The following is a 16,664-nucleotide window of genomic DNA, read 5'->3' as shown; positions in this document are numbered from 1 at the left end:
TCGATAACCCTAAGAACCAAACCATCGTTTGAAGGCCAAGCGAATTGAATCCTTAGTACGCGTGTAAAAACCGCCAGTTTCGATTGTTTGAAGGGCGTAAAGTGGTCGAGTTGAAATAATATTGTTATCAAATTGAACAACCAAATCACCAACTTTATCCCCTTTCTTAACGGGAGCCTGCAAATAAGCAGGTATTTTGGTTGAAATATTAAGTCTTTGGTATTGACCTGCGGGTATCGTAATAAACTGATCATCAGTCAAACCAACTGTAACTTTATCTACTGATCCTTTATAAAGAGGAAGTTCCGTTATGGATTGACCCGATTTGTAGAGTTGGTGTGTTTCAAAAAATCTAAATCCATAATTGAGTAACTTTTCACTATCGTCAGCACGTGATGAATCATTTGGCTCACCAAGTACAACTGCCAGTAAACGCATGTTGTCGCGTTTTGCAGATGAAACAAGGCAAAATCCAGCTTCATTAGTATGGCCAGTTTTTATTCCATCTACCTGGTTATCACGCCATAACAAACGATTTCTGTTAGGTTGACGGATTCCATTATAAGTAAACCATTTTTGTTTATACCATCCATAATATTGAGGGAAGTCAGAGACCAACGCACGACCCAAAATGGCCAAATCTTTTGCCGTTGTATATAAATTAGGATCAGGAAGCCCGGTACTGTCAGTAAAATGACTGTTCTTCATTCCCAGGTTTTGAGCCTGCTGGTTCATTATTTCAGTAAAGGCTCCTTCAGTTCCACCAATGTGTTCGGCCATTGCGACACAGGCATCATTTCCTGAATCAACAATAATACCTTTTAACAATTCTTCGACTGAAACTTGTTGGCCTTCTTTAATAAACATGCGCGAACCGCCAATTTTCCATGCATCACGGCTCACTCGAACACTGTCGTTTAAATGAATTTGTTCATGATGCAGCGCATTAGAAACTACATACAAAGTCATCATTTTAGTCAAGCTTGCAGGAGGTAAACGCTCATCACTGTTTTTTTCAGCAATAATTTTTCCACTATTCACATCAATAAGAATATATGCTTTGGCGTTTAAAATAGGGGCAGCAGGAGTTACTAGTGGTTTGTTTGATATAGTAGGGGAGGGTTTCGCCAGGTCTGTGGGTAAAGAGTCCTCGGCAACCGAATTGCTGGATTGTACAAATAATGTAATAAAAAACAGGGTCGTCAATAAAAAAGACGTGGCTTTAGTCATGTTGTTACCTGAAGTAGTTGCAAAATGGTGTTATCTTAACACAGCCTTTTGCAGGCATCCAAATAGCATGATGCAAATATTGATAATATTTTCAGTGATTTTCCAATATTCCAAATTAATTAAATACAAAACTACGAATTCTTTATAAATTTAGGTATATTAGAAAAAAATAATAATAAAAATTAAGAGAACATGCGAAAAATACTTATAGTTTTAACTATTTTACTTTCAAGTTGTCAAACTACTAACTCCCCCGATTCATCATCAACATCTTCTGGAAAGAACAATTCAAATCATTCTCGCCAATACCAGCAAGGTTCGGTTTATGACCGATATAAAAATAAAAATAATCGATATACCATTCAACAGGATGGGGCTCCTTCCCAACAAAAGAAACTCAGTTTTAAAGAGCCTGTACCTGCCAACGAACCTCTAAGCCGCTATGGAAATCCTTCGGAATATTATGTTGATGGAAGGGCATATAAAGTAATGAAAAGTTCTAGCGGATATAAAACAAGAGGCGTTGCATCGTGGTATGGTACAAAATTTCACAAACAACGAACCTCCAGTGGTGAGCCGTATAATATGTATGTAATGACAGCAGCCCATAAAACACTGCCATTACCCACTTATGTCAAAGTAAAAAATCTGGATAATGGTCGTTCAGCTGTAGTTAAAGTAAACGATAGAGGTCCTTTTCACGCAGATCGTGTCATCGATCTGTCCTATGCAGCTGCTCTAAAATTGGGCGTATTTCCCAAAGGCACCGCGAATGTAGAAATTGAAACATTGAAGGGACCTGCTGGTGTTGCGCATTATTATCTTCAAGCGGGCGCATTTTCATCCGAAGCTCTTGCAAAAAAACTTAAAGAAAAATTGGTTCATATTACACCATCACCTGTTTTTATTGAGCATTATCAGCAACACTATGTTGTACGAGTCGGGCCTTTTGGTAATAAAGCCATGTCGGATAACCTCAAAACTAAATTAGCCCAAAATGGGGTAACAGGCTCCTTTTCGGTATTAATATAATAATGCATTGATCCGGGTTTATACCCCGGATCCAAAAAAATGAATCTGTGCGTGCTGTTTTCAGTTTGAATATTTAATATGTGATTACGACAATTATTCTGTTGACTGTAATCTTATAAAACAAACTGAATACCGCTATATTTTTCAATATTAATAAATTAAGTCCGGAAACAGAATAATTAATAGCTAATTCAGGGATTAATGGATAAAATTACATAAAAATCTGATTATCAATATCCAATTTATTTATGAGGCACTCTACCAATGCATAATGGCTCTGTATTTTATACAATATTTTTAATATTTGCTGGGGCTGCATTCTTTTCCACTCTGGTTTTGTACACCAGACAATCCTTACTGGTTGCTTATATCTTATTGGGTGCCGTATTTGGTCCTTGGGGTTTAAAACTGGTATCCGATGTAACTACCGTACAGCAAATTGGCGATATAGGAATTGTGTTCCTTCTTTTTTTACTCGGTCTTCATTTGCAGCCACAAAATCTGGTTCACATGTTAAAGAAAGTGACCTGGATAGCGATAGTAAGCTCTGTTCTCTTTGCAGGCATAGCTTATGGCATAGGAAGATGGTTTGGACTTACTGTTACAGAATCATGGGTTCTCGGTGCATCAATGATGTTCTCAAGTACCATCATAGGCTTAAAGTTACTTCCCACAACCATCTTGCATCATCAGCACACGGGTGAAGTAATGATAAGTGTCTTGTTAATGCAGGACGTCATTGCGATAATTATATTAATCCTGATTAATGGAGCCCATCAGGGAGGTGGATTATCGCTAGATGATTTAATGCTGGTTCTTATTGCACTTCCAGCATTATGTTTATTTGCTTTTGCATTTGAACGTTACATATTAATAAAACTGCTCGCACGTTTCGATAGAACCCAGGAATATGTCTTTCTACTGTCGATAGGGTGGTGTCTCGGATTATCTGTACTTGCACAAAAATTAGGGCTTTCAGAAGATATAGGTGCTTTCGTGGCCGGTGTAGCTTTGGCAGCAAGTCCCATTTCTCTATTTATAGCAGAAAGCTTGAAGCCTTTAAGGGATTTTTTCCTGGTTATGTTTTTCTTTACAATTGGAGCAACGTTTAATTTCAGTTATGCCGCGCAAGTAGTTATTCCAGCGGTAATTCTTGCCGCATTAATCCTAATTATTAAACCATTATTATTTTATATCCTGCTGTTCAGAGCAGGTGAGAAAAAACAAGTTGCCAAAGAAGTAGGTGTACGACTTGGACAGGGAAGTGAGTTTTCATTACTTGTTGCAAGTATTGCTTTAAGTACTAAACTCATCTCTGATGTCGCTTCCAATTTAATCCAGGCAACGACTATTTTAACTTTTATAGTTTCATCGTACCTTGTAGTATTGAAATACCCAACACCCATAGCCCTTTCAGATAAAATGCGTAAGGATTAATATTATGAAATTACTGGTTGTAGTATTGTGCTTGCTTAGTGAACGCTTTTTGATCCATTCGCTATCCTATCAACGATTTTCATGGTTTGGAGATTATTTTTTAGTTATAACCAATGCTGTTGAGAAGCGCTCTCATAATAACAATCCATGGCTGTATTTAGCCGCATTAATACTGCCCATTGTTTTAACTACTTCAATTATTTATCTAATTTTTCATAATCTTTTTTTTGGTTTTACAGGATTACTTTTAAGTACTTTGATTTTTTTCTATTGCCTTGGTCCTCAGAATGCTTTTTATCCTCTTTCTGAAACTGATTCAAAAAATAACCACAGTGAATTTATCGGTGATTATTTTGCCCTGGTAAACAGTCAATTATTTGCTGTCATTTTCTGGTATATACTCGCTGGACCAATTGCTGTTTTGATTTATAGATTATTCACATTATGCAAAAACTATGATGAAGTAAGCTCGCAGGCTAAACAGGTTACTGAAATCCTTGAATGGGTACCTGCACGTATTACCGCTTTACTGTTTTTATTGGTAGGGAATTTTCAACGTGGTTTTGCAACCTTTATGCAATATTTTCTTAACAACCCTGATTCCAACAACCAAATATTAAGTGAATGTGGTTTACAAGCTGTTCGAATCAATGAATCTGATGATATACCGATACCCAATGCTGAAGCCTTGGTAGAACATGCGGCTATAGTATTAGTGGTTTTCATTGCGTTATTTACATTAATTGCATGGCTCTAAAGATGTAATTCACCATAATTTATTGTAGGACTAAACTATGAACTACTTTTTACGCTTCATTTTTTGCATAGTACTTTTGGTGCTATCGGGTTGTGCTACGCAACAACCCGGCATAGGTAAGTCCAAGGAACTAAGCCAATGTTTGCAATTATGTGAGCAGCGTGCCGATTCATGCAAGCAACAGTGTTCCAATAACTGCCCAAGATGTTCATTAATTGCATCAGATGAGGCAGCAATGAATTACCTGGGATATGTGCATGACAAACAAGTTCAAGGGGGATATGTGTCACGTGGGTTGAATTCTTACCGTGATCCACTACAATGCCGCAAAGTAACGTGTAACTGTACATCGGACTACTTAACCTGCAAACAAGGTTGTACTGGTGTAATACAAAAACGATTACAAGCTGTACCATACTGTACATAAAATTTTGAAAGTCGGGGAACTTTTTCATGGCAAATGAAACTAATTTTGATTTGGATCCAATTGAAACACGTGAATGGCTGGATGCCCTGCAATCTGTTTTTGCCAATGATGGTAGTGAGCGTGCTGCATTTCTTTTACAACAACTCTTGAATAAAGCTAATGCTGAAGGAGTTAAATTAACCAGCTCTATTAATACTCCTTATAGAAATACCATTAAACCTCATGAAGAGAAACAAATGCCTCCTGATGAGGGTCTTGGTAAACGGATTAATGCCTTGCTTCGCTGGAATGCTGTTGCAATGGTTCTACGGGCTGGAAAATACGCTCCTGAATTAGGAGGGCATATCGCGTCTTATGCATCTTCTTCAACTTTATATGAAACAGGATTTAATTATTTCTTTAAAGGTCCTAATGGAGAAAATGGTGGTGATCTGCTCTATATTCAAGGTCATTCTTCACCAGGAATTTATGCACGAGCATTTCTTGAGGGACGACTTTCTGAATCAAAACTACAAAAATTCAGACAGGAAGTTGACGTTGATGGGCTATCTTCTTACCCACATCCTTGGCTTATGCACGATTTTTGGCAATTTCCGACTGTATCAATGGGACTTGGCCCCTTACAAGCAATTTATCAGGCTCGTTTTTTAAAATATCTTGAAAATAGAGGATTAATTAAAGCAGAAGGTCGGAAAGTCTGGGCATTCCTGGGCGATGGAGAAATGGATGAACCAGAATCAGTAGGTGCATTAAGTATTGCTGCCAGAGAAAAACTGGACAACCTTATTTTTGTTGTAAATTGCAATTTACAAAGGCTTGATGGTCCCGTTAGAGGTAACGGAAAAATAATACAGGAGCTTGAAGGTCTATTCAGGGGTGCCGGTTGGAATGTGATTAAAGTTATCTGGGGTGGGCGTTGGGATCCACTATTTGCCCGCGATAAGGAAGGCTGGATGCAAAAAAGGATGGAAGAGTGCCTTGATGGTGACTATCAATCCTATAAAGCAAATGACGGTTCTTATGTCAGACAACATTTCTTTAATCAATATCCCGAATTAAAGAAAATGGTTGATAATCTGAGTGATGATGAGATTTGGCGTCTGAATCGTGGTGGCCATGATCCTCAAAAAGTATACGCTGCTTATGCACAGGCGGTAGAACATAAAGGAACTCCTACGGTTATTTTAGCTAAAACCATTAAAGGTTATGGAATGGGTGCTGCGGGTGAGGGTCTGAATATTACTCACCAACAAAAGAAAATGACTCTGGAACAATTAAAGGCTTTTAGAGATCGTTTCAGTATACCCATCAGTGACGATAAAATTGCAGAAGTACCTTTTTACAGGCCTGATGACGATAGCCCTGAAATCAAATACATCAAAAAGCAAAGAGAAGCTTTAGGTGGATATTTACCACACCGATCTACAGAGGTTCCAGCGTTACAAATTCCCCCTTTAGATGAATTTGCATCGGTGACTCATGGCTTGGGTGATAGAGAAATATCAACAACAATGGCTTTTGTACGTATTTTATCAATACTACTGAAAAATAAAGAATTGAGTTCCAGAATTGTGCCCATTGTTCCTGATGAATGCCGAACCTTCGGTATGGAAGGCTTATTCCGTCAAATCGGAATATATTCTCCAGTTGGTCAATTATATACCCCGGTAGATCGTGAACAGGTAATGTATTACAAAGAAGCGCGTGATGGACAGATACTTGAAGAAGGGATTAATGAAGCCGGAGCATTTTGTTCATGGATTGCCGCCGCAACTTCATACAGCTCGAATAAACTCACGATGATTCCTTTTTATATCTATTATTCGATGTTCGGATTCCAACGTATCGGTGATTTAGCCTGGGCTGCAGGTGACATCCAGGCACGAGGATTTTTACTTGGAGGAACAGCAGGACGTACTACATTGGCTGGAGAAGGATTACAACATCAAGATGGCCATAGTCATCTTTATGCTTCGACTATACCTAATTGCGTCTCCTATGATCCTACATTTGCCTATGAACTGGCCGTTATTATCCAGAATGGTTTATACCGTATGTATGAAAAGGGCGATAACGTGTTCTATTACATAACAGTAATGAACGAAAATTATTTACAACCCGATATGCCAAAAGGGGTCGAAGATGGCATAGTTCGAGGAATGTACGTATTTAAAGACAGCAAAAAGAAATCTAAAAATCATGTCCAATTAATGGGATCTGGTACTATTTTACGTGAAGTGATAAAAGCAGCTGAAATGCTCGAAAACGATTATTCAATCACTTCGGATATTTGGAGCGTAACAAGCTTTAATGAACTTCGTCGTGATGGCTTGGCCAAAGAGCGGCATAATGCGATGCATCCAGAAGCTGAAGCTCAGGAGTCGTATGTTGCTTCCCAGCTTAAAGATCGTAAAGGACCAGTAATAGCCGCAACAGATTATATGCGCATTTACGCGGATCAGATTCGTCCTTATGTACCCAATCGCTACGTTACATTAGGAACAGACGGTTATGGAAGAAGTGACACACGTGAACGATTACGACATTTCTTTGAAGTAGATGCAAAATATATAGTCCTGGCAGCATTAAATGCATTGGTTGCTGAAGGTTCTATAGATAAATCTAAAGTTGTAGATGCGATAAAACGTTACTCTATTAATCCAGATAAATTAGATCCAGTTACCCATTAGTTAAACTAACTGAGTACAAAGGTTTTGCTACAGTTTAACTGAATGCTGAGGATAGATATGGCAAATGAAATAGAAATAAAGATACCTGATATAGGCGGTGCAACTCAGGTTGATGTAATCGAGATATTAGTTAAGGCTGGAGATCAAATAAATGTTGATACTCCGCTGATTACTCTTGAATCGGATAAAGCGAGTATGGAAATTCCTTCTCCTGTAGAAGGAACTATCAGTCGGATCACATTAAAAGTTGGGGATAAAGTATCCGAAGGGGATGTAATCCTTGTGGCATCAACCGATCAGGCTGCTGTCATCCCTAAAAATGAGACCTTAACTGAGACCACTCAAATCAGTAAATCCACTGAAACGGTTGAAGAAACTAAACCCATAGCCAGGAACACTAACACAAGAGTCGAAGTAACCATTCCTGACATAGGTGGTGCAACCGACGTAGATGTCATTGATATTCTGGTAAAACCTGGAATGAATATCGAGAAAGATCAGGCTTTGATTACGCTTGAAGGAGATAAGGCGACTATGGATATACCTTCTCCTTATTCCGGGATAATTAAAGAACTAAAAATTAATTTAGGTGATAAAGTAGCACAGGGCACACAAATATTAGTCATGGAGGCTACTACGGCCGAAGATCTGGAAGTACAAGAACCTCCCGTTAAAGCACCTGAACACACTAAAGAACAGCCGGTTCAATCCACTCCAGTAGCTGTTTCACGTCCAGAAATAACACCAGCCTCAGAACCAAATGAGCTGTCAGATGTCATATCAGCAGGTCCTGCAGTACGACGAATGGCAAGAGAGTTAGGGGTTAATTTACACCTGGTAAAAGGTAGCGGACGAAAAACTCGCATTACCAAGGAAGACATACAAAATTATATAAAGACTCGCTTGAATGAACAGCCGACTGCAAGTACTTTTAATTTTCCAGCAAATCCAATAATTGATTTTAGTAAATTCGGTGACATAGAATCCAAGCCACTGAATAAAATAAAACGATTAACAGGTGCCAATGTACATCGCTCCTGGATAACCATTCCGCATGTCACTCAGTTTGATGAGGCAGACATCACTGATTTAGAAAAATTTAGAAAATCAGAATCTGAACGTATCAAAGAACCGGGTTACAAACTGACAATATTAGCATTTGTTTGCAAAGTAGTTAGCAGGGCCTTACACGCTTACCCGCAATTTAATTCATCGTTAGATGCTAGCGGCGAACAGTTAATTTATAAAAAATATTGCAATATAGGCATTGCTGTCGAGACTAATAATGGTTTGGTAGTACCGGTTATTAAAAATGTAGATCAGCTGACAGTTAGTGATATTGCTCTTGAAATGGCACGATTAAGCGGCAAGGCGCGAGATAAAGGGTTGATGCCAGCAGATATGTCTGGGGGCTGCTTTACAATTTCCAGTCTTGGAGGTATTGGTGGTACTTCATTTACCCCCATAGTAAATAGCCCGGAAGTCGCGATTCTTGGATTATCGCGTTCTTCATTTAAACCGATTTATGATAAAGGAGAATTCAGGCCAAGATTAATGCTACCTCTGTCTTTATCTTACGATCATAGAGTAATTGATGGTGCTGAAGCTGCACGATTTACTCGTTATATATGTGATAATTTATCTGATATTAGAAGAGTTCTCCTCTGAATCTATGAGATAATTTAACTATAATTTACAATATGAGGCATTAATGATGGCTAACAAAATTAAAACTGATGTCGTGGTTTTAGGCAGTGGACCAGGTGGATATACTGCGGCTTTTAGAGCTGCGGATTTGGGGAAAAAAGTGGTACTGGTTGAGCGATTTGACTCACTGGGTGGTGTGTGTCTCAATGTGGGTTGTATCCCTTCAAAAGCACTCCTGCATATTGCAAAAGTAGTTGACGAAGCTCATGAAATGGCAGAGCATGGCGTTGATTTTGGAAAACCGAAACTGGATAACAAAAAATTAGTAAACTGGAAAAACTCTGTTGTATCAAAACTGACAGGTGGTTTAAAAGCCCTCTCCAAACAACGTAAAGTTGACATATTGACTGGCGTTGGCAAATTCTCAGGAACTCACCAAGTCACTGTTGAGACTAAAGACGGCCCAGTTGAGGTTGATTTTGAAAATGCCATTATTGCTGTGGGCTCTGAATCAATTAATTTACCCTTTATTCCAGAAGATAAACGCATATTCAGTTCAACCGGTGCTTTAGAACTTGCTGATATCAAAGGTAATCTGTTGGTTTTAGGCGGCGGTATTATTGGTCTGGAAATGGCAACTGTTTATTCTTCACTTAGCGTTGATGTTACCGTTGTTGAATTTATGGATCAGCTAATACCTGGCGCTGATTCTGATTTGGTTAATATATTACAAAAGAGAATGGTTAAAAAAGGAGTTAAATTCCTGCTGAAAACCAAAGTAACCGCTGTTGAAGCCAAAAAAGACGGTATTTATGTATCTATGGAAGGGGAGCACGCTACTGATAAACCATTATGCTTCCAACAAGTCCTGGTTTCTGTTGGACGAAAACCTAATGGTGGTACGATCAATGCTGAAAAAGCTGGTGTACACGTTGATGAGCGTGGATTTATTAAAGTTGATAATCAACTGAGAACTAATGTTCCGCATATTTTTGCCATTGGTGATGTTGTAGGTCAACCTATGTTGGCTCATAAAGCAATTCCGGAAGGTAAAGTAGCAGCTGAAGTCATTGCCGGTAAAAAACATTATTTTGAACCTAAATGTATCGCCAGTGTTGCTTATACTGATCCTGAACTCGCCTGGGTTGGTTTAACTGAAAAAGAAGCAAAAGAGAAAGGCACTAACTACGAAAAAGCAACATTCCCCTGGGCTGCAAGTGGTCGAGCATTAAGCATGGGACGTGAAGAAGGGATGACCAAACTTCTGTTCTGTCCTGAAACAAACCGTATTCTAGGTGCTGGCATAGTAGGTATCAATGCGGGTGATCTTATTGCAGAAACAGCATTAGCCATCGAAATGTGTTGCGATGTTGAGGATATTGCATTGACAATTCATCCTCATCCCACTTTGTCTGAAACTATTGCTCAATCAGCTGAGGCTTTTGAAGGAACGATTACCGATCTTTATTTACCCAAAAAAAAAAAGAAATAATTAGGAGAATATCAGTAAATTGTAATAAGGATAAAAGCTTCAAAAATAAAGCTGATAAATGAATGGTCAATGTGAGATATTTTGTCTATTCATCAAGCAGGGAGATCAAGATTTTAGTTAAGCTGTGTAGACGCCGTACATCGCTTAACTAAATGCATTTCGCACTAAGAACATTCTCAAATTAATTTATTTGAATTGATTCAAAATACCCTTGCAGTTTAAAAGTAACGTAATGACGCAGAGCACCAAAAAAGCACATTATAAATGAGTTATTATTGATAATTGATGCTCATTTTAATAGGTTATTAACCACGTGTTGAGCTATTATTTTATTAACTTATTTGAAAACTATCTATAATCTGTATGTAAAGCTGCAAAACACCGGGAGCATCGAATGATACTTAACATTCGTCGTATGAAAGAATCTGATATTGACAATGTTTATTCTATTGAAACCAATGTTCATATTGCTCCATGGAGTAAAGATATATTACGAGACTGTGTTTTGGTTGGCTATGATTGCCGCGTGCTTGAAATAAACAATGGAGATAGTCCAATTCTTGGCGGATATATTATTTCCCGAATAAGTAACAATAGTTGTCATATATTAAATTTTTGTATTGCTAAACCACTTCAGTCAAAAGGATTGGGGCGCAAACTCTTACAAACGGTGCTTTATTCCTTGTCAAAATTTACAGAAACAAAAAATGTAGTTCTGGAAGTTAGGCCAAGTAATTATACTGCAATACACCTATATCAATCTTTAGGCTTTGAAACCGTTGAAATTAAAAAGGATTATTATAAAGATAACAACGGGGTAGAAGATGCCATGCTCCTCAGAAAGAACCTTAGCAGTTAATGCGTTTTTCTCTGATAATATGAAAGGATGACGGGGTGTGACAATCCTTTGAACGAAAAAGTACTCTAAGGTAGTCGTTGACTGCTGATACCCTACAACTTTCTAATCTTCTGATAAAACGACTTGAGTATTGTATTTTGTTCGGTTAAGACAAAAACTGCTTCGAAACTGTTTGATATTCGCCTCATTAGCAAACACCCTTCTTGCAAATTCATTATAATCGTTCATATCTTTTACATGAATAATGAGTAAATAATCAGTATCACCAGAAACAAAATAGCATTGCATTACCTCAGGTTCCGCGGACATTTTTCGCTCGAAATGAGCCAAAAGATCTTCTCTTTGCTTTTCAAGAGTAATATTTACAAAGACAATTAATGGCTTACCCACTTTAAAAGGATCAACTAAAGAAACGTCATGAAGAATAATACCTTCATCACGCAAACGTTTTACCCGCCTAAAACAAGGAGGAGCTGATATGCCCACTTTATCTGCAAGTGCTTGATTTGTAATTTGATTATCTTTTTGAAGGATATTTAGGATTTTTCTATCTGTTTTATCTAACAATTCGTTGACGTGATTTTTATTATTCAATTTCAATTGATCAGGATTGATATTCTTTTTCATATATTACCAAAATTAGAAATAAAACATTATAAATAGTAATTTTTATAAAATAAATAAGAAATTTTTTTATTTAAATTCTATGCTACATTCTTTTCTCCTAAAAACCTGGAGAAAATCATGATTAACATAAGATTAGCAAATATTGATGATGTTAAAGTCTTAAGTGAATTAATTAGTGTCTCTGCAAGGGAGTTAAGCCGAGATATTTATTCAGATCAAGAAATCGAAGGTGCAATTAAGTACGTATTTGGTGTAGACACTGAATTGGTTAAAGATATGACTTATTTTGTTATAGAAAAAGATGGAGAAATAGCTGGTTGTGGGGGATGGAGTAAACGTAAAACATTATTTGGAGGCAATCAATTTGCAGGCAGAGAAGAACCAGAATATCTCGATCCCTTAAAAGATGCAGCAAAAATAAGAGCTTTTTTTATTCATCCCAAATTTGCCAGACAGGGTTTAGGAAGTACCCTTCTAAAACATTGTGAACGCGAAGCACATATAAATGGATTTACTCAACTAGAAATGATGGCAACACTTCCTGGAGTTAAACTATACACTACATTAGCTTATAAGGCAGTTTCTGATGAAGTTGTGATGCTTCCTAACAATGTTCCTTTGAGGTTCGTGCGTATGATTAAAAATTTAAAGGAACATATGCTTGATAAAAACTGGCACGCGATATTTTAAGTGTTTTACAAATATCATCAATACTCATCCCATGATTTTTATGCATGCGCTTAGCAGTTAATACTTTAGGATTATCAGAGGCAATTTTTTTTCTTCCCCCACTTCTACCCCTTGCACGTGCAGCGTCTAATCCAGTTGATGTTGGTGGTGCTCGGTTTTGGAGAATTGATTCTAAAGCCGATTATGGTGTGCTCAACGATAGTTCAAATCACAAAGTTAACAAAGCATCAATACGCAAGCATTGAATTGTATTGTGGAATACAGTGTACATGCAGGCTGCAGTAGATTATTTACGCGCACAAGGTGAGGTGATAAATGAAGAAGATGAACAAAGGTTGTCACCATTAGGACGGAAGCATATTAATTTCTTGGGACACTTTTCATTTATGTTGCCTAAAGTTGTGGCAGAAGGTCAATTGTGACCACTCGATGTCGCTGAGAAGCTAGAGCTGGCCTAATGATTATTACTTAGAGTACCTTTTCGTTCCAATGATTGTAACACCCCATGACTAATACAATTTCAAAAAACTCAAATTAAGAATGTAATTTAAAATTAGATTTGTTATAATTTTCCCCCACTTTCAATTTATTCACATTGTTATAACCTGTGGATAATTCAAGCATATTTTCTTAAACTACCGCTGCTTTTGCAACTATGTTTGTTGTAGAATCACGCTATATATGAGCTGTAGCTTCACTATTTAAATTGTGTTATCCACAAATTCTGTGGATAACCTTGTGTATAGAGTTGTGAATTCATTGATAAATAAGCTCATTTCAAAACTGCATCATAATCAACCATTATAAAAAGTATCAATACCAGCACAACATGACTTCTTTCTTGAAACACGTTGTTTTTGATTGAACTGAGTATTTGAAACTTATATCCAAGTATACAGATTAGATCTGATACACGTTTTGAAAACTCTATTGATGATGCAGGTTAATTCGAGAGTAAAGCAACGATACAACACACCTTACCAGTTATTGACAGTACGGGGAAAAAAGCATACAATTGTACTTTTTTTAGACTTAATGCCGCTTCGAAAATCAAACGGATTTTTAAAATTGTAGTATTTGCTGCAATAAATCATAAGTAAATTGTACAGATTATTCCAGTGTTTTAACTAAAAACACATACTATAAAGAACTGATTAATAACGGAATTTTTTCGAGTTGGCTCCTGAGAAGTGGAGCTTTCCATGCCGAAACATAATAATTTGCACTCACTACTGCAAGTTTTATTAGAACAACCAGTAGCACAAAATCCAGATTATTTTTTGTTCATGCTGGGAACAGATACCGTATATACTCATATACCTACATACCCGCATCAACTTACGAAAGATACTGTAGTTCCTAAAGAACAGAGAGCCTATGTCAATGGCGAAACCTTATCTTATATGGCACGAGTGGTCGCTGACAGGCTAGGTGAACACGATCCTGAACTTAGTATGGTTCAACCTTTATCATTCAGCACACCATCAGTAGATGTAGTGAATGGGCCTACAACTCTTGGTTCCGAGGTTGGCGAGCGAATAGCCCAGGGAGTTTTTCTCATACTCAAAGCCCTTGCTGAAGGGAAAAAAAACATTCAAATATCCGCTCATAGCCGTGGAGCTGTAGAATCCATACTAATAGCCCATGAAATAGAACGAATAAAAACAGAACTTCAAACAAAACCATCTCAAACCATTTTTCAAATAATGGCAAACTCACCGTGTACTTATACTTCAAAGGCTGTGAAGAAGCTCTTTGCTGAAGTGAATGAGTCAATTGAGGTAAGGACAAAACTGGCTGATAGATTATCATCTTCGAAAATCAATATGTTTTTAATGGATCCAGTCCCAGGAGGAAGCTGGCGAGGTATCGGAAAATTTATCGCCTGGAGGGATGAGCGATTTTATATTAAACCACCTTGCACCAATGCAGAGTTATTAATTTTTCGTGATGAACGTACCCGATGTTTTATTCCCATAAAATTCAATGGTCAGACACCATTAATTTTACCAGGACATCATGGTACAGCGAGTGGAAATCTATATACCCAACAGTTTGACGATATTTTAGTGGATGAAAATTGCAATGATTCCTCCCTTGTCCAAAAATTAACGGTTGTCAAATTACTTAATTTTATCAACAGCAGTACCGGTCTTTTTGATAGAGTGACTTCTCCTGTAGCTCTGGAACATCTGGCATTGGATGAAATTTCAAATGAATTTTTTTCGGCAGGGAAACAAGAACGAGTCGAATTAATTCTGGAGCTGTATAGAAAAATTCAGCTTAATGATAAAGCATACCGATTTTTGGCTGGAACAGCTTATGCGTATCTGGGCAGTGAAGCATCCAGTTCTGGTGCTCGATATGTACATGCCGATGGGCACAACTATACTTCTTTAGACTCTTTATCTCCATCATTAGGTGGGCAATTTATTAATAAAGAACATGCATTTTTATATTTGCTTAAACACATGGCATTTAAGCTGAATAGTGATGAATATCAACCCGACGCACTTATTACTCAATTAGGATATGTTCTTAGTACTATATTCACGGGATATGTTCAAGCTCTAGAACCTAAAGCAGCAGATATGTCGAGTAGTTTATCATTGCACTCACAAGCTTTATTAGATTCTGAAGCAGATCGTAAAACAACTTTCGAGGCAATCTCCGTTTTTTTAGAAACGATTAGTCAGAAATATTTACGAAATCATCTATCTTTAGAAGTGAAAACTAATTTATTAGCTGAAATTGATAAAGTTTTTGCTATCTTGCAGCAATTCAAAAGACAACCTCAGGATGCGGTTATTAATAAAATAATTGGTGAATGTGAACTGATCTTACGTTCCAGTTTTAAAAATTCAGTACAAATACACCATGCCTCACTTATTGATCAATCAAACAAACTTAATGATCGATTAAAAAATTATCTGGTTCCAGATGCACAATTTAACGAAACTGTTAGGGTGTTCCTTGAAAAACTAGAGTTAGCTGCTTCTGAGGAGAGTGAACGCTCTTATATAATCAGATCAGTAGCTAAAGCATTAAAAGAAGTTTCACCTGTAACAATAATTAACATCAAGACTGTTTTAAATGAACAACTGGAAGCATTACAAGATGGTGAAAATCCAGAAAAACGACAGGCTTTAGCGCAAATTTTAGAGTGTACTTTATATAAAGAATGTAATCTTGACCGGTATTTTGAATTGGATACTGTAGATGATGCTTCTTCATTGACCGAGCTGGATCAGCTGTATGACAATATTGATACGTTAATTAATGGATTTGATCATGTCAAGCATCTATCAGGAGATCTGCCTCTTGATATAGATATTGATATTCTCTCCACTCATAGAGACAGAGTAATCAAACTTGCAGCTAATATTTTAATCAAGAAGAATTGGGATCTGCATAATAAACCAGTTAATATCAAAGATGATTTTTTTCAAAAAGTGAAGCTTCAAGCAATAGTTTTGGGAGGAATAAATCCCGAAGTTGCTGATTTAATCAAAGATCTAAGAATTTTAAGATCACAGTTAAATGAAAGCAACGAGGTAATTGATCAATTAGCCAGAACGCAACAAAATCATAATCTGCATATAGATGAGTTATATCGTAACTATCAACAATTAAACGAGATAATTACTCTCAACAATGCACATTTGAAACAATTAGCTGAGGAATCAACTCGAACTAAAAAAGAATACAGCATTGAAACCGAACAATTAAAAAAACAGCAACAGGAATTAAGAGAACAGCTTTCTGAAAGCCAGCTG

At 37.2% G+C, this 16,664-nt stretch carries 13 protein-coding genes and 1 pseudogene; 12 read left to right on the top strand and 2 right to left on the bottom strand.

Going from position 1 to position 16,664, the window contains the following annotated elements; genetic code table 11:
• Positions 1–9: 9 nt before the first annotated feature.
• Positions 10–1,230, bottom strand: a complete 1,221-nt coding sequence (locus tag Lqua_RS05655) for a D-alanyl-D-alanine carboxypeptidase family protein (protein WP_058473312.1) — start codon at positions 1,228–1,230, stop codon at positions 10–12.
• A gap of 192 nt (positions 1,231–1,422) precedes the next feature.
• Here Lqua_RS05655 and Lqua_RS05650 point away from each other — a divergent pair, with 192 nt between their 5' ends.
• The 8 genes from Lqua_RS05650 (at position 1,423) to rimI (ending at position 11,571) form a co-directional block, all read left to right on the top strand.
• Complete coding sequence (locus tag Lqua_RS05650) at positions 1,423–2,262, top strand: septal ring lytic transglycosylase RlpA family protein (protein ID WP_058473311.1); 840 nt, start codon at positions 1,423–1,425, stop codon at positions 2,260–2,262.
• 264 nt (positions 2,263–2,526) lie between these two features.
• Positions 2,527–3,699, top strand: coding sequence for a cation:proton antiporter (locus tag Lqua_RS05645; RefSeq protein WP_058473310.1), 1,173 nt, complete (start codon positions 2,527–2,529; stop codon positions 3,697–3,699).
• Positions 3,700–3,703: 4 nt separating this feature from the next.
• Positions 3,704–4,456, top strand: coding sequence for a regulatory signaling modulator protein AmpE (gene ampE / locus Lqua_RS05640; protein ID WP_058473309.1), 753 nt, complete (start codon positions 3,704–3,706; stop codon positions 4,454–4,456).
• 37 nt (positions 4,457–4,493) lie between these two features.
• Complete coding sequence (locus Lqua_RS17895; RefSeq protein ID WP_083501265.1) at positions 4,494–4,883, top strand: acyltransferase; 390 nt, start codon at positions 4,494–4,496, stop codon at positions 4,881–4,883.
• 26 nt (positions 4,884–4,909) lie between these two features.
• Positions 4,910–7,573, top strand: a complete 2,664-nt coding sequence (gene aceE / locus Lqua_RS05635) for a pyruvate dehydrogenase (acetyl-transferring), homodimeric type (RefSeq protein ID WP_058473308.1) — start codon at positions 4,910–4,912, stop codon at positions 7,571–7,573.
• A 57-nt stretch (positions 7,574–7,630) separates the two neighbouring features.
• Entirely contained in the window at positions 7,631–9,241 is a 1,611-nt protein-coding gene (aceF, locus tag Lqua_RS05630) for a dihydrolipoyllysine-residue acetyltransferase (RefSeq protein WP_058473307.1), read from the top strand.
• Positions 9,242–9,287: 46 nt separating this feature from the next.
• Positions 9,288–10,712 carry a dihydrolipoyl dehydrogenase gene (gene lpdA / locus Lqua_RS05625; RefSeq protein WP_058473758.1) on the top strand — a complete coding sequence of 475 codons (1,425 nt, stop codon included), beginning with the start codon at positions 9,288–9,290 and terminating at the stop codon, positions 10,710–10,712.
• A 394-nt stretch (positions 10,713–11,106) separates the two neighbouring features.
• On the top strand, positions 11,107–11,571 hold the full coding sequence (gene rimI / locus Lqua_RS05620) for a ribosomal protein S18-alanine N-acetyltransferase (protein ID WP_058473306.1): 465 nt from the start codon (positions 11,107–11,109) through the stop codon (positions 11,569–11,571).
• Between the two features lie 102 nt (positions 11,572–11,673).
• Here rimI and Lqua_RS05615 read toward each other — a convergent pair whose 3' ends face one another.
• Entirely contained in the window at positions 11,674–12,198 is a 525-nt protein-coding gene (locus Lqua_RS05615) for an Lrp/AsnC family transcriptional regulator (protein WP_058473305.1), read from the bottom strand.
• Positions 12,199–12,315: 117 nt separating this feature from the next.
• On the opposite strand from Lqua_RS05615, the gene Lqua_RS05610 reads away from it, so the two are divergent.
• From Lqua_RS05610 to Lqua_RS05600, 4 genes and pseudogenes are all read left to right on the top strand, one after another.
• Positions 12,316–12,888 carry a GNAT family N-acetyltransferase gene (locus Lqua_RS05610; RefSeq protein WP_058473304.1) on the top strand — a complete coding sequence of 191 codons (573 nt, stop codon included), beginning with the start codon at positions 12,316–12,318 and terminating at the stop codon, positions 12,886–12,888.
• A 44-nt stretch (positions 12,889–12,932) separates the two neighbouring features.
• On the top strand, positions 12,933–13,133 hold the full coding sequence (locus Lqua_RS18685; protein WP_058473303.1) for a hypothetical protein: 201 nt from the start codon (positions 12,933–12,935) through the stop codon (positions 13,131–13,133).
• A pseudogene (locus Lqua_RS17885) lies at positions 13,134–13,310 on the top strand (Tn3 family transposase); the annotation flags it as partial.
• A gap of 780 nt (positions 13,311–14,090) precedes the next feature.
• On the top strand, positions 14,091–16,664 hold a 2,574-nt coding region (locus tag Lqua_RS05600; protein ID WP_193787174.1), incomplete at its 3' end, for a hypothetical protein.

Source organism: Legionella quateirensis, from assembly GCF_001467955.1.
GTDB classification, from domain to species: Bacteria; Pseudomonadota; Gammaproteobacteria; order Legionellales; family Legionellaceae; genus Legionella; species Legionella quateirensis.
This window is presented reverse-complemented; position numbering and strand designations above follow the sequence as displayed.

Coding starts and splice junctions, on each gene's coding strand:
- Lqua_RS05655 (WP_058473312.1), bottom strand. CDS start 1,230: ATGACTAAAGCCACGTCTTTTTTATTGACGACCCTGTTTTTTATTACA.
- Lqua_RS05650 (WP_058473311.1), top strand. CDS start 1,423: ATGCGAAAAATACTTATAGTTTTAACTATTTTACTTTCAAGTTGTCAA.
- Lqua_RS05645 (WP_058473310.1), top strand. CDS start 2,527: ATGCATAATGGCTCTGTATTTTATACAATATTTTTAATATTTGCTGGG.
- ampE (WP_058473309.1), top strand. CDS start 3,704: ATGAAATTACTGGTTGTAGTATTGTGCTTGCTTAGTGAACGCTTTTTG.
- Lqua_RS17895 (WP_083501265.1), top strand. CDS start 4,494: ATGAACTACTTTTTACGCTTCATTTTTTGCATAGTACTTTTGGTGCTA.
- aceE (WP_058473308.1), top strand. CDS start 4,910: ATGGCAAATGAAACTAATTTTGATTTGGATCCAATTGAAACACGTGAA.
- aceF (WP_058473307.1), top strand. CDS start 7,631: ATGGCAAATGAAATAGAAATAAAGATACCTGATATAGGCGGTGCAACT.
- lpdA (WP_058473758.1), top strand. CDS start 9,288: ATGGCTAACAAAATTAAAACTGATGTCGTGGTTTTAGGCAGTGGACCA.
- rimI (WP_058473306.1), top strand. CDS start 11,107: ATGATACTTAACATTCGTCGTATGAAAGAATCTGATATTGACAATGTT.
- Lqua_RS05615 (WP_058473305.1), bottom strand. CDS start 12,198: ATGAAAAAGAATATCAATCCTGATCAATTGAAATTGAATAATAAAAAT.
- Lqua_RS05610 (WP_058473304.1), top strand. CDS start 12,316: ATGATTAACATAAGATTAGCAAATATTGATGATGTTAAAGTCTTAAGT.
- Lqua_RS18685 (WP_058473303.1), top strand. CDS start 12,933: ATGCGCTTAGCAGTTAATACTTTAGGATTATCAGAGGCAATTTTTTTT.